The following is a 13095-nucleotide window of genomic DNA, read 5'->3' as shown; positions in this document are numbered from 1 at the left end:
ACCGGGTGCAGTTGTCGCAGCGTTCCGGACCGGCCTGTCCGGAACTGCTGCCAAAGGCCGTGGAGTCGGCCAAAGTGATGCTGTCTTGTTACGCGATCTATGTTGTGCGCTTAGCCTGCGCTGGTCGGGCAATGTGAGCCTGTATGGCGAGGCTAGGTCTCCGGGGGTCCTCAGGTCAAGGACTCATGATCAAACCCCCCGAACGGAGAGAAGTTGAACCGTCACCGCGCGCTGATGTCGCGGTGGACAGGAGGGGACAAACGCGGCGAGCCGACCACCCCGACTCGGATGTCGTGCCTGTTCAGCCGTGGAAGGGCCCCGCCAGGGTGCCGTGGTGTGACACCGACGACCCCCGCACCGCTCAGTCGGACGATCGGCTGTCGCGCTCCAACTCACCCTCCGCCTCGGCGAGCGCGTCGGCGTCGATCTGCTCGGCGAACTCGGCCGCCTCGGCGCTCTGCGCGGCGAGCGCGTCCTTCACCGCCCGGATGGCCACGCCGGGCGGGTAACCCTTGCGGGCAAGCATGCCCACCAGCCGGCGGAAGACCGCGTCCGGCTCACCCCGGGCGGTGCGTAGCTTGCGCTCCACCAGGCCACGGGCGGTGTCCGCCTCGGTCTCCTCGTCCAGCTCACCCAGCGCCTCGGTGGCCACCTCGCCGTCCACGCCCTTGCGGCGCAGCTCGTTGGCGAGTGCCCGGCGAGCCAGACCTCGGCCGGCGTGCCGGCTGGACACCCAGGCGCGGGCGAACGCGGCGTCGTCGATGATGCCGACCTCGTCGTAGCGGTCGAGGACCTGGGCCGAGACCTCCTCGGAGATGCCCCGCTTGGCCAACGCGCCGGCCAGCTCGGCCCGGGTGCGGGGCCGGACGGCAAGCTGCCGCAGGCAGATCTCGCGGGCCACCTCGGACTCGTCGCGCGGCGGCGCCGTCGGTTCATCCGCCGACGACTCGGCCCGGCGCCCCCGGCGGGGACGCGGCGGATCGGCGGCGTCGCCCGTACGAGGCGGACTGGCATCCCAGCCCCGCCCCGTACGAGCGCGTCGTCCTGCCATGGGTCAGCGACCGGTCAGAAGTCGACAGGCGGCAGCTCCGGGCCACCGGCGGCGTCACCCGCGCCGACGCCGACGCCGAGCTTCTCCAGGATCTTCTTCTCGATCTCGGCGGCGACGTCCGGGTTTTCCTTGAGGAACTCCCGGGCCTTCTCCTTGCCCTGACCGAGCTGGTCACCGTCGTACGTGTACCACGCTCCGGACTTGCGGATGATCGCCTGCTCCACGCCGACGTCGATCAGCGAGCCCTCGCGCGAGATGCCCTTGCCATACATGATGTCGAACTCGGCCTGCTTGAACGGCGCGGCGACCTTGTTCTTCACGACCTTGACCCGGGTGCGGTTACCGACCACGTCGGTGCCGTCCTTGAGGCTCTCGATGCGTCGCACGTCGAGCCGGACCGAGGCGTAGAACTTCAGCGCCCGACCACCGGTGGTGGTCTCCGGGCTGCCGAACATCACGCCGATCTTTTCCCGGAGCTGGTTGATGAAGATCGCCGTGGTGCCGGTGTTGCTGAGCACACCGGTGATCTTGCGCAGCGCCTGGCTCATCAGCCGGGCCTGGAGGCCCACGTGGCTGTCGCCCATCTCGCCCTCGATCTCGGCGCGCGGCACCAGGGCCGCCACCGAGTCGATCACGATGATGTCGATCGCGCCGGAGCGGATCAGCATGTCGGCGATCTCCAGCGCCTGCTCGCCGGTGTCCGGCTGGGAGACCAGCATCGCGTCGGTGTCGACGCCGAGGGCCTTCGCATACTCCGGGTCGAGCGCGTGCTCGGCGTCGATGAAGGCCGCGATGCCGCCGGCCCGCTGGGCGCTGGCCACCGAGTGCAGGGCCACCGTGGTCTTACCGCTGGACTCGGGACCGTAGATCTCGACCACCCGGCCGCGCGGCAGACCGCCCACGCCGAGCGCCACATCGAGCGCGATGGAGCCGGTCGGGATCACGGCGGTCTGGACGACCGGCCGCTCCCCCAGCCGCATCACCGAGCCCTTGCCGAACTGCTTGTCAATCTGAGCGAGAGCAAGGTCGAGTGCCTTCTCCCGGTCAGGCCCTGCTGCCATGGTTGCCACCCCTGCCTTCGCCGGCGTCTTTGCTGAGCTTCGCGTCACGCGGACACGCTAGGCGCTGGGTCCGACAGAAAACCAGCCGACGGGCCGCGAGCTGTGGACGAGCACCCCGCTGTGGACAATAGCCGAACAGGTGTACGACTCGACAAGCGACACGCGGAACCGGCGAAAAGGCTGCTCAGCGTAGTCGCGCAGGCACGCGGTCGGGGTACGCGGCGCAGACCGCCCGCCACACCACGTGCGTCTGCTCCCCCGACGCCAGGGCCTGCTCGATGGTCCGTCCGCCGAGCTGGGACAGCACCTGATCACGGGCGATGCTGGCCGCATAGCCGGGCCCGAACGCCTCGTCCAGTCGCGTCCAGAAGTCGGTCAGCCGCACAGTGATCAGCCCTCCTCGTCCGGTGCCCCGGTCGGCACCGGGCGCAACGCTAGCGCCACCAGGGGCGCCGCCGCGACCGCCGCGAGCAGGGTGAGCACGGGATAACCGGCGAACTGCATGACAAACCCGCTGACCACGGCAGCCCCCGCCCCGGCCAGGCCCATGATCAGGTCGGACAGCCCCTGGACGCTCGGCCGCACACTCGCCGCCACCGACTCGGAGAGCAGGGTCGAGCCGGCCACCATCGTCCCGGACCAGCCCAACCCGAGCAGGACCAGGCCCACCGAGAGCCGGGGAGTGTGGTGCCCGGCCGTGCCGGCAACCGCACAGGCGGCCAGCAGAAACCCGACCCCACCGAGGATCACCGCCCGTCGACCGAGCCGGTCGGTGAGCCAACCCACCACCGGGGAGAACGCGTACATGCCGGCGATGTGCAGGCTCAACACGATGCCGACCAGCCGCAACACGTCGGCGTCGGCGTGCGACTCACCGAGCCGGACCGGAGTCATCGCCATCACCGCCACCATCACCAGGTGACCCACCGCCACGGCGGCGATGCCGAGCCGGGCGGCGGGCTGTCCGCGTACCACCGACCAGGCCGCACGCATCCCGGCGCCGCGCGGCGCGCGCACCTCGACCGACGCGGCGGCCGGCCGCCCGGCACCATCCGCCGCCGGTGCCTCGGCCGCCACCGCGGTCGCCGTCGCGTCGGCGGCCGACGGGCGGTCGGCGGCAGGCGTGTCGGCGGCCGCGAGCCGCCGCGCGGTGAGCAGCGGGTCGGGCCGGAGCAACCCGAGGAGTACGACGGCAGCCAGCACGAACGCGGCCGCGCTGAACGCGAACGGGCCGGCCAGCGGGGGTAGCCCCCAGCCGGTGGTGACCCGGTCGGCCAGCGCGGCGAAGTTCGGCGCGGCCACCGCACCGATGGTGGTGGCCCACACGATCAGGGAGAGCTGCCGCCCCCGACGGGCCGGTTCGGCGAGGTCCACGGCCGTGTAGCGGGCCTGCAGGTTCGCGGCGGTGCCACCGCCGAAGAGCAGCATGCCGAGGAAGAGCAGTGGCACCCAGCGGGTGGCCGCGGCCAGCACCACGAGAAGGCCACCGACGGCGCCGACCGCGTACGCCAGCACCAGGCCCGGCCGGCGACCGTGCCGCGCCATGATCCGGGTGACCGGGACGGCGAGCAGCGCGGCACCGACCACCCCGGCGCTCTGCGCCACACCGGCCACCGCGGTCCCGGCGATCCGGGCCGCGAGCAGCGCGCCCACGGCGATGCCGATGGTCACGCCGATCCCGCCGATGATCTGGGTGGTGAAGAGCAGCCGCAGGGTACGCCGTTGGATCGACGCGACGTCGGGGCGAGCGACGGTGTCCGGCGCGGTCAGGTCGGTGGCCATCGGCGCTCCTTACGAAGAGGGTGACCCCATCCTCGCGCACCCAACCCGCCACCCGCCCCCCGAGCCCGCACCCCGCACCCCGTACCCGATGATCCGCGCAACTTCAGGGATACTGCTGTCTCGGCGTGCCCGGAGGCAGCACTTCCCCCGAAGTTGCGCGGACCTTGGCCGGGCCTTGAACCGGGCGCGGACCTTGACCAGGCATTCAACCCCGCGCGCGGACCGGGACGGATACGCCCGGTCGGCCTGGTCGGTCAGCTGGCCATCACGCGCTGGTGCAGCGACGACACCGCCGAGCGGGCCGCCACGAACGCGCCGTGCTGCCAGGCCACCTCGTGGCTCAGCCAGTCCCCGGCGAAGTAGACCCGCCCGGCCGGCTGGAGCAACAGGTCGTAGCCGGCTGTGCCGTAGCGGGGTGAGGTCCAGGCGCCCTCGATGTAGGGCGTCCGGTCCCAGGCGTGGGAGTACGAGGTGACCAGCTCGCTGCGGTACTTGTCACCATGGATCTTCACACCCTGGGCGACCGCGCGCTCGCTGCGCTGCTCGGGCGTGAGCCCGCTGTAGGCCCTGGCGTTCGCACCGGTGTTGTAGTAGCCGACCACCAGGCCGCGCTTGCCGTGGAAGCCGTGCGACGGGTACCAGATGTGCGACAGGTCCAGGTCGGTCTCGGTGATGCCGCCGTAGATCCTCTGGTCGGTCTCCCACCAGCGGCTGCGGTACTCCAGACCGATCTTGCCGGCGGCGGTGACCGGGAAGTCGGCCAGGGCGGCGGTCACCGCCGTGCCGAGATTGTGCGGTACGCGGGCCATCAGGTGCGGTGGCAGCGTGGCCACGCAGTAGTCGGCGGTGAGCTGCGCCTGTCGGGAACCCTGCCGATAGGTCACCTCGACGGCGCCGCCCCGGTCGGTCACCCCGGTCACCTCGGCGTCGAGCCGGATCCGGTGCATGCCCACCGCCTTTGCCAGGGCCCGGGGAATCTGGTCCATGCCGCCGACCGGCTGGAACATCAGCATGGCCTGGTCATAGCCGAACTCGAAGGAGAAGTACCGGCCGACGTTGCTGGCGAAGACGTCGGAGAGCGCCGGGGGCGCACCGAGAGGGCTGCCCACGTCGTTGCCCGCGCCCGGATAGGCGGCGAAGCCCCGACGGCTGGTCCCGGTGTACGCCCATCCGTTGGTGCGCCCGCCGATCGCACCGAAGCCCTGCAGGAACGTCAGGAGCCGGGTCCGGTCCTCGGCGGTGAGCTGGGCGTCCAGCGCGCCCTGGTCGGTGGCCTTCGCCAGCAGTTCCGAGACGTAGCCGTACACGTCGGCCTTGGCCGTGCGGTACCGGACCGGCTCGGTCATGCCGGCGGACTCGTTGTAGATCCAGGCGTCGGCGTTCTGGTTGGTGAAGACCTCGACGGGCACCCCGAGTTCCCGGCAGTAGTCCATGGTCACCATCCACTGCGCGATCCGGCCCGGCCCGGCGTTGAAGTAGACCCCGTCGGAGAAGCCCGCGCGCTGCGTCCGTCCGTCGAGGTCGGTTTCGACGTCGCCGCCGCGGATGGTCAGGTTCCGCCCCCCGACGCGGTGCCGCGCCTCGAGGATCGTGCAGCGGTAGCCCGCCTTGCCCAACTCGTAGGCGGCGGTGAGACCGGCGATGCCGCCCCCGAGGATGACCACGCTGGCACCCGGCCGCCCGGTCAGTGTGAAGTCGGACCGCTCGGGCGGCCGGAATGCCGGGGTGACCGACGCTTCCGCGCTGGGAGCGAGGCCCATCGCGCCCATCGTGGCGAGCATCGCACCGGCACCGCCGCTGACTCCCACCGCCCGCAGGAACCCGCGCCGGCTCACCGTCGACTGTGTCTGATCGCTCATTGCGCCTCCCCGACAAGATCGAATCAGGTGATTGTGGGGAGAGCGTGTTGCGGCAGTCTGGCAGCGTCGTTTCCAACAGGTGTCGCCGAACGAGGCCCGGAAGGACCGCTGGCGGGAATGAGCGACGTCCCGTACCCCGGCGGGCGTGAACGGGGTCGCTTCCGGCGTGGAGCGCGCCTATGGTGCCGGGGCCCTCAGCAGGGACGCGAGCCGGCGGATCCGGGTCAGTGTCAGCACGGCGACGGCCACACTGACGACGGCAACCGCCCCGGAGAGCACCACGGAGCCCTCGTTGTCGGCGGCGAGCAGAGCCAGCAGGACCAGGCCGAGACAGATCGTGAGGATGAACAGCAGCGCCGCCCAGGTGGCCCGCCGCTGTCCGGCCAGGTAGCCGGGCAGTGCGGTCCGGGTGCCCTCATCCTCGGGCACCCAACGTCCATCGACAGCCGTTACCCAGGCTCGACCACCGCGTAATCCCGGGAGCACCGTCGATCGTGGACTGCTCCGGTGTCAGTCGGGCAGGGCGCGGGTGACCACGGTGAGGTCGGCGACCAGGCCCTCGTACGCCTTGTCCTGGTCGTCGGCGCGCAGCACCGCGGACGGGTGGATGGTGGCCAGCAGGCGAGCCTGCGGCGCGTCGGCGCGTTTGCCGGCGTTGTCCACCGGCACCCGCTGGAAGTCCTCCGGGTGCTGGGCCGAGGCCGGCCAGGGCAGCAACTCGCCCCGCTGCCGGGTGACCCGGAAGGACGGCCCGAGCAGCGCCTTGGCGGCGGTCGCGCCGAGCACCACCACGATCTCCGGGCGTAGCCGGGCGAACTCCGCGACCAACCAGGGGCGGCAGGCGGTGACGTGCACCTGGTCCGGGGTCTGGTGGATTCGCCGCTTGCCGCGTAGCTCGAAGCGGAAGTGCTTGACGGCGTTCGTGAGGTAGAGGAGACCCGGGTCCAGCCCGGCGTCGTCGACCGCCCGGCGCAGCAGGCGTCCGGCCGGGCCGACGAAGGGCAACCCCTTCTGGTCCTCCATGTCGCCGGGCTGCTCGCCGACGAGCACGACGCGGGCGCTCTCGTCGCCCCGGCCGAAGACCGTCTGCGAGGCGTCCCGGTACAGCTCGCAACCACGGCAGCCGCCAGCGGCGGTGCGCAGGTCGTCGATGGTGTCGGCGTCGGGCGGGATGAACCGCTGGGCGCCCGGAGCGCTCCCGGTCTGCTCGGCCATGCCGACTGTTATATACCCGTTCGACAACGGCTGCCGGATACGCCCCGACGCACCTGCCGCTTCGCGTCAGTAGCCGTTACCGCCTCCGTCGCCGCCGGACGCGATCGCGATCAGCACGATGACGATGATGATGATCGCCACCGCCACCGCGATCCAGATCCCCTTACGAGCCCCACCAGACGCCATGTCCCCCACCTCCGGGCGCCCGCATACCCGTCCCGGACGTCCCGAATCCCCGCGTTCCTGCACTTTTTGCGCGCTCAACAGGGCGGACCCACCTGCACGATCGCGGAGACCGGGCGCGAGGGACGGCGTGGGTCAGGCGGGGAAGCCCTGCGACGGGGGTGGGTGCTCGGCTCGGGCCAGGGCGGCGGCCAGGGGGGCCAGGTCGGCGGTGTCCAGGGAGCTGACGGTGATGCGCACCGCGGGCGGGGCGGCGATCCGGTAGAGCGCGCCGGGGGCCACCGCCCACCCGGCGTCGCGGAGCGCGGTCACCGTGCTCGTCTCGTCCGCGACCGGCAGCCAGACGTTGATGCCGCTGCGACCGTGCGCGGTCAGGCCGTGCTCGGCGAGCGCGGCGAGCAGCCCCTCGCGCCGCCGCTCGTAGCTCTGCGCCGCCCGCCGCACCACCTCGGTGACCGTCCGGTCCCGCCACAGGGCGAGCACCAGGCGTTGCAGCACGGTGGAGACCCAGCCGGCGCCGACCCGGGCACGGCCGCTCACCCGGGCGACCGTGGTCTCGTCGCCGACGAGCACCGCCAGCCGCAGGTCCGGGCCGAAAGGCTTGCTCACCGAGCGGAGGAAGGCCCAACTCGCGGTCGCGCCGGCGAGCGGGTGCAGGGGTACGCGGGCCAGTTCGGCAGCGTGGTCGTCCTCGATCAACAGCAGGTCCGGGCGGCCGGCGAGCAGCGTCCGCAGCGCCTGGGCGCGGGCTTCGGAGACGGCGGCGCCGGTCGGGTTCTGTGCCCGGCTGGTGATGATCAGCGCCCGGGCTCCGGCGGTGAGCGCGGCGGCCACCCCGTCGACAAGCGGCCCCTCGTCGTCGAGCGGTACGCCGATCGGGCGCAACCCCAGCGCGGCGACCAGGTCGAGCAGGTTGGCCCAGCCCGGGTCCTCGACCGCCACCGCGTCGCCGGGGCGCAGGTGGGCGCCGAGCAACCGCTCGATGCCGTCCAGCGCCCCGCCGGTGAGGGTCAACTCCTCAGCCGGTACGCCGTCGGCGCGCAGCCGGGCGCGGGCCGCCTCGGCGAGTTCGGGCAGCACGCCGGCGTCGGAGTAACCGACCGAGGGGCCGCCGTCGGCGGCGAGCGCCGCCAGGTGCGGGCCCAGCGGCGGGAGCAGCCGGGGGTCGGGCTCCCCTCGGGACAGGTCCCGGGCGCCGGGCAGCGGTGGAGGGCGCAGCGCGGATCGGCGGGCGGCCACCGGCGGGCGGGGGCGCACCCGGGTGCCGTGCCGTCCGGCGGTGGCGAGCAGGCCACGCTGACGCAGCTCCTGGTAGGCGCGGGCGACGGTGGCCGGGCTGACCCCCAACTGCGCGGCGAGTGCCCGCACGGGAGGCAGCGCGGCGCCCGGTGACAGGGCGCCGGTGCGGATGCCCGACTCGATGCTTGCCGAAATATCGACGGCCGTCGTACCGGTGAGCTGATAGTGTGCTGACACAAATCAGGGATTGTACTAGAACAAAGGGGTGCGCGCATGTTTCCGCCGACCGCCCGGACCACCCCCCACCGCTCCCGCGACAGGATGAGCTACGACAAGGCCGCCGCCCACGCCGTGCTCGACGAGGCCTACGACTGCGCGCTCAGCTTCGTCGTCGACGGCCAGCCCCGGGTGCTGCCCACCCTGCACGTCCGCATCGGCGACACCCTCTACCTGCACGGCTCCACCGGAAGTCGGCCACTGCTCGCCGCCCGGGGTGACGACGGGCTGCCGGTCTGCGTCGCGGTGACACTGCTGGACGGCCTGGTCTACGCCCGCTCCCAGTTCCACCACAGCGCCAACTACCGCTCGGTCGTCGCGCACGGGACCGCCCGACTCGTCACCGACGAGCGGGAGAAGCTCGCCATGCTCACCGCGCTCGTCGAGAAGGTCGGCGCGGGACGCAGCACGGCCACCCGACCGCCGAGCCGTCGCGAGCTGGCCGAAACCGCGGTACTGGCGCTGCCCCTGCGCGAGGTGTCCGTCCGCGCCCGCACCGGCGGGGTCCGCGAGGACGAGGACGACATGCACCTACCGCACTGGGCCGGGGTGCTGCCACTGCGCCTCACCGCCGGGGCACCCGAACCGGACGCCGGAGTCACCGCACCACTGCCCGCGTACCTGCGGACGCCCCGTACGCCGTGGCACGACCCGGTGCCGCTGCACGGCGAGCACGTTCGGCTGGAGCCACTCGAGGTGGCGCACACCGACGAATTGCACACCGCCACCACCGACCCGGAGGTGTGGCGGCACCTCAGCGTCGCGCCGCCCACCACGCCCGCCGAAACCGCCGAGGTGATCGGCACCGCCCTGGCCGCCCAGCACCAGGGCGAACGGGTGGCCTGGGTGCAGCGGTGCGCGAAGACCGGAGCGGTGGTCGGCAGCACCTCCTACTACGAGATCGACCCGGAGCGGCGGGCGGTCGCGATCGGGCACACCTTCCTCGGCCGGCCCTGGTGGCGTACCGGGATCAACACCGAAGCGAAGTTGCTGCTGCTCGGCCGGGCCTTCGACGACCTGGGCGCGGTCCGGGTCGCCTGGCACACCGACATCCGCAACGTTCGCTCCCAGGCGGCAATCGAACGGCTCGGCGCGACCCGGGAAGGCGTGCTGCGGATGCACCGGCAACGCCCGGACGGCTCCTGGCGGGACACCGTGCAGTACGCGATGACCGTCGACGAGTGGCCGAACGCACAGGCCAGGCTGCGAGAAAGACTTCTGCGGACGGCACCGGTGGCGTGATGATGGCGGGCGTGCTGGGGATCACCGACATCTGGACGTACGTGCTGGGCACCGTGGCCATCATCCTGCTGCCCGGGCCGAACTCACTCTTCGTGCTCTCCACCGCGGCCAAGCGGGGCGTCGCGGTCGGCTACCGGGCCGCCGGTGGAGTGTTCGTCGGCGACGGGGTGCTGATGTTCCTCTCCGCCGCCGGGGTGGCGTCGCTGCTCAAGGCGTACCCGCCGCTGTTCATGGTGATCAAGTACGCCGGTGCCGCGTACCTCGGTTATGTCGGGGTGACCATGCTGCTCGGCGCCGTGCGGCGCTGGCGCGACCGCAACGACCCGAGCACGCCGCGGCTCATCGACGCCGCGGAGCCGGCGGCGATGCGCAGCCCGTTTCGCAAGGCGCTGGTGATCAGCCTGCTGAACCCGAAGGCGATCCTCTTCTTCATCTCGTTCTTCATCCAGTTCGTCGACCCCAATTACGCCTGGCCGGCGCTGTCGTTCCTGCTGCTCGGGCTGATCGCCCAGGTGACCAGCGCGATCTACCTGACCGCGTTGATCTTCGCGGGCACCTTCCTGGCCGCCCAGTTCCGCCAACGTCGACGCCTGGCCGCCGGAGGCACCACCGCCGTGGCAGCCCTCTTCCTGGCCTTCAGCCTCAAACTAGCCACCGCCACCGCCGGCTGACCTGGCCCCTCCCCGCGCCGGCCGGCCGGCCGCGATCTTGCACTTTCGGTCGTCGAACTGCACGTTCTGACCTGATTTGTCGCAGCAGAAACTGCAAGATCGCGGAGGTCGGCGGCGACGCGGCCTTCGCACGCGTCGATCATGGAGTTGTGGTGCCTCATTAAAGGGGCGGAACGGGATATTCATCCCACCACAACTCCATGATCGACGGGCGAGGGCGGCGGCGGGGCGGCGGCGAGGGCGGGCGAAGGGCGGCGGCGGGGCGGGGCGAAGGGCTGCGGCCTGGGGGGTCAGGTGCCGTCGCCGCCTCCGGAGCCGCCGCCTCCTACCCCGGCACCGCCGGCGGTGCCGCCAAGGCCGTAACCCGGTTGGATCGGTCGGTCGGGATGGCGGCTGACGTGGGCCGAGTGCGTGATCTGCGCGGACCAGTCGGCGTGTGCGGCCGCTTCGGCGTGCCGGTTGATGGCCTGGCGGATCCAGCCGTCCACGGTGGCCACCCAGTCCCGCCGGTCGGCGTTCTCGTGCCAGATCCGGAACCGGCTGATGCTCTGGTGGGTGATGCCGGCCAACGCCAGCTTGCGGTCCATCCAGAGGATCGCCTCCAGACCAGCCGAATTGGTCACGAAGATCACCTCCATCTCGGTGATCGGGCCGGCGTAGAGGGGCCCCACCCAGTAGCCCCACCGCTGGTGCAACGGCAGGGTGTGCTCCACCCCCGGCAACCCGCCCTCGACCAGGCCGGCTTGACGGATCATGAAGCCCAGCGTGTCCAGCGCCGCAAGCACGTGCTGCTGAGTCGGGATCGGGTGCACGAAGACCGGCACCATGGCACCCTGGTCGAGGTCGGGGTCGAGCGACACCTCGGTCCGCAGGCCCATTCGCAGGCTCAGCAGCGGCACCCCACCGAAGGTGGTCACCGGGGTCTCCCACGGCAGTGGGAACGCGAAGTCGACAGCCCGGCGCCGACCTGCCGGTACGACGAACCGGCCGGCGATCGGCACCTGGTGGAACTGCAGGAGACGGCGGGCACCGGCCGGGTCGTCCGGTTCGACGGTGGTGACGAGACCGAGTCGAATGTGCCGCACCAGCACGTTGTCCGGGCCGGCCGCGAGGGTCACCCGTCCGGGCAGGCGCAGGCCGGGGCGGGTACTCGGGTTGGCCAGCGTGGTCTGCACCGACAGCCCGGTACGACCGGACTCCGGTGACACGCCCGTCAGCCGCACCGCGCGCCCCTTCCTGGGACAGGGCTCCGCCGGCCCCACCAGGCGCGCCTACCCGCACGGGGGCCACTCAAGCGCGCAGACGCCGAGCAACGCCGCCACGCCGAGCAGCACCGCCAGGCCGAGCAGCACCGCCGGGCCGAGCAGCACCGCCACGCCGAGCAGCACCGCCAGGCCGCACCAACAACGTGCGGCCGGGTCGGCTCTCACCTCATGCGCCGCCCGCGGGGCACCGTGTCGGTCTCGTCGTCGAACTCACCGATGACCTCCTCCAGGAGGTCCTCCAGCGCCACGAAGCCGATCGGCCGGGCCGGGCCACCGCCGTTACGGACCAACGCGAGCTGTGACTGTCGGGCCCGCATCGCCGCCACCGCCTCGGTGACCGACGACGTCGCGGGCAGGGTGAACGCCGGCGTCATCAGCTCGCCGGCAGTGGCGACCCGGCCGGTGGTGACCACCCGTACCGCCTCCCGGACGTGCACCAGACCGCACACGTCACCCGCCTCGTCGAGCACCGCGAGCCGGGACCGGCCGCTGTCCCGGCTGACCTCCTCGATCCGCCCGGCCGGGTCGTCCCGACGGACGGTGACCATGGTGGAGAACGGCTCCATCACCTGCGCCACCGAGGTGCCCTGCAACTCCAGCATGCTGGTCAGCAACTGGTGCTGCTCGGCACCGAGCAGCCCGTGCTCACGGGACTGCTCCAGCAGGATCCGCAGCTCGTCCGGCCCGTGCACCTGGGCCAGCTGGTCCTGCTGGTTGACGCCGAACAGTCGCAGGATCGCGTTGGCCAGGGCGTTCAGCGCGGAGAGCACCGGCCGGGAGACCCGGGCGAAGGCGCGGAACGGCAGCGCGAGCAGCGTCGCCGAGCGCTCCGCATCGGTGATCGCCCACGACTTCGGTGCCATCTCCCCCACCACCAGGTGCAGGAAGGTCACCACTCCGAGGGCGAAGACCAGAGCGATCAGGTGACTGGCCGCGTCCGGGAGGCCCACCGCGTGCAGCAGCGGGCTGAGCAGGTGCTCGATCGCGGGCTCGGCCAGGGCACCGAGGCCCAGGGTGCACAGGGTGATGCCGAGCTGCGCGCCGGCCAGCATCAGCGACAACTCGCGGACGCCGTCGAGCGCGGCACGCGCCGCCCGACCACCGTTCGCCGCCGCCTGTTCCAGGCGGTAGCGCTTGCTGGCCACCAGGGCGAACTCGGCGGCCACGAAGAATCCGTTCAGCGCCAGCAGGATCACCGAACTGAACAGGGCGATTCCCGGGCTCATCGGCGCTGTCCTTCATTCGCGACTG

At 72.1% G+C, this 13095-nt stretch carries 13 protein-coding genes; 2 read left to right on the top strand and 11 right to left on the bottom strand.

Features of this window, described 5'->3' with window-relative positions; all coding sequences use genetic code 11:
- Positions 1 to 361: 361 nt before the first annotated feature.
- The 8 genes from AB0C15_RS08210 to AB0C15_RS08175 all read right to left on the bottom strand — a co-directional run bounded on the left by AB0C15_RS08210 (position 362) and on the right by AB0C15_RS08175 (position 8627).
- The gene (locus AB0C15_RS08210; protein WP_357349970.1) at positions 362 to 1051 is read right to left on the bottom strand and encodes a regulatory protein RecX; all 690 of its coding nucleotides are present in this window, start codon (positions 1049 to 1051) and stop codon (positions 362 to 364) included.
- Between the two features lie 14 nt (positions 1052 to 1065).
- Positions 1066 to 2112 (bottom strand): recombinase RecA, encoded by a 1047-nt coding sequence (recA, locus tag AB0C15_RS08205; protein ID WP_354884861.1) that lies wholly within the window; start codon positions 2110 to 2112, stop codon positions 1066 to 1068.
- Between the two features lie 184 nt (positions 2113 to 2296).
- Positions 2297 to 2497, bottom strand: a complete 201-nt coding sequence (locus AB0C15_RS08200) for a DUF3046 domain-containing protein (protein WP_030489422.1) — start codon at positions 2495 to 2497, stop codon at positions 2297 to 2299.
- A gap of 5 nt (positions 2498 to 2502) precedes the next feature.
- Positions 2503 to 3894 carry an MFS transporter gene (locus AB0C15_RS08195; RefSeq protein WP_357349968.1) on the bottom strand — a complete coding sequence of 464 codons (1392 nt, stop codon included), beginning with the start codon at positions 3892 to 3894 and terminating at the stop codon, positions 2503 to 2505.
- 254 nt (positions 3895 to 4148) lie between these two features.
- Positions 4149 to 5753 carry an FAD-dependent oxidoreductase gene (locus AB0C15_RS08190; RefSeq protein WP_357349966.1) on the bottom strand — a complete coding sequence of 535 codons (1605 nt, stop codon included), beginning with the start codon at positions 5751 to 5753 and terminating at the stop codon, positions 4149 to 4151.
- 177 nt (positions 5754 to 5930) lie between these two features.
- Entirely contained in the window at positions 5931 to 6182 is a 252-nt protein-coding gene (locus tag AB0C15_RS08185) for a hypothetical protein (RefSeq protein WP_357349964.1), read from the bottom strand.
- A gap of 81 nt (positions 6183 to 6263) precedes the next feature.
- Positions 6264 to 6968, bottom strand: coding sequence for a UdgX family uracil-DNA binding protein (locus AB0C15_RS08180; protein WP_357349962.1), 705 nt, complete (start codon positions 6966 to 6968; stop codon positions 6264 to 6266).
- A gap of 318 nt (positions 6969 to 7286) precedes the next feature.
- Complete coding sequence (locus AB0C15_RS08175; protein ID WP_357349960.1) at positions 7287 to 8627, bottom strand: aminotransferase class I/II-fold pyridoxal phosphate-dependent enzyme; 1341 nt, start codon at positions 8625 to 8627, stop codon at positions 7287 to 7289.
- Positions 8628 to 8663: 36 nt separating this feature from the next.
- Here AB0C15_RS08175 and AB0C15_RS08170 point away from each other — a divergent pair, with 36 nt between their 5' ends.
- Together AB0C15_RS08170 and leuE are read left to right on the top strand one after the other, a co-directional pair.
- Complete coding sequence (locus AB0C15_RS08170) at positions 8664 to 9908, top strand: bifunctional pyridoxamine 5'-phosphate oxidase family protein/GNAT family N-acetyltransferase (RefSeq protein WP_357349958.1); 1245 nt, start codon at positions 8664 to 8666, stop codon at positions 9906 to 9908.
- Positions 9908 to 10579 carry a leucine efflux protein LeuE gene (gene leuE, locus AB0C15_RS08165; protein ID WP_357349956.1) on the top strand — a complete coding sequence of 224 codons (672 nt, stop codon included), beginning with the start codon at positions 9908 to 9910 and terminating at the stop codon, positions 10577 to 10579. Before AB0C15_RS08170 ends, leuE begins: the two co-directional genes overlap by 1 nt.
- 290 nt (positions 10580 to 10869) lie before the next feature.
- Here leuE and AB0C15_RS08160 read toward each other — a convergent pair whose 3' ends face one another.
- The 3 genes from AB0C15_RS08160 to AB0C15_RS08150 are packed head-to-tail and all read right to left on the bottom strand — an operon-like array spanning position 10870 to position 13070.
- Complete coding sequence (locus AB0C15_RS08160; protein ID WP_357349954.1) at positions 10870 to 11802, bottom strand: sporulation protein; 933 nt, start codon at positions 11800 to 11802, stop codon at positions 10870 to 10872.
- A 48-nt stretch (positions 11803 to 11850) separates the two neighbouring features.
- Positions 11851 to 12009, bottom strand: a complete 159-nt coding sequence (locus AB0C15_RS08155) for a hypothetical protein (RefSeq protein WP_357349951.1) — start codon at positions 12007 to 12009, stop codon at positions 11851 to 11853.
- Positions 12006 to 13070, bottom strand: coding sequence for a hemolysin family protein (locus AB0C15_RS08150; protein ID WP_357349949.1), 1065 nt, complete (start codon positions 13068 to 13070; stop codon positions 12006 to 12008). The genes AB0C15_RS08155 and AB0C15_RS08150 overlap by 4 nt, the downstream gene beginning before the upstream one ends.
- Positions 13071 to 13095 lie beyond the last annotated feature (25 nt).

The organism is Micromonospora sp. NPDC048835, from assembly GCF_040649995.1.
Taxonomy (GTDB): Bacteria; Actinomycetota; Actinomycetes; order Mycobacteriales; family Micromonosporaceae; genus Micromonospora.
The sequence above is the reverse complement of the archived record's forward strand: the minus strand, read 5'-3'. Positions and strand labels throughout refer to the sequence as shown.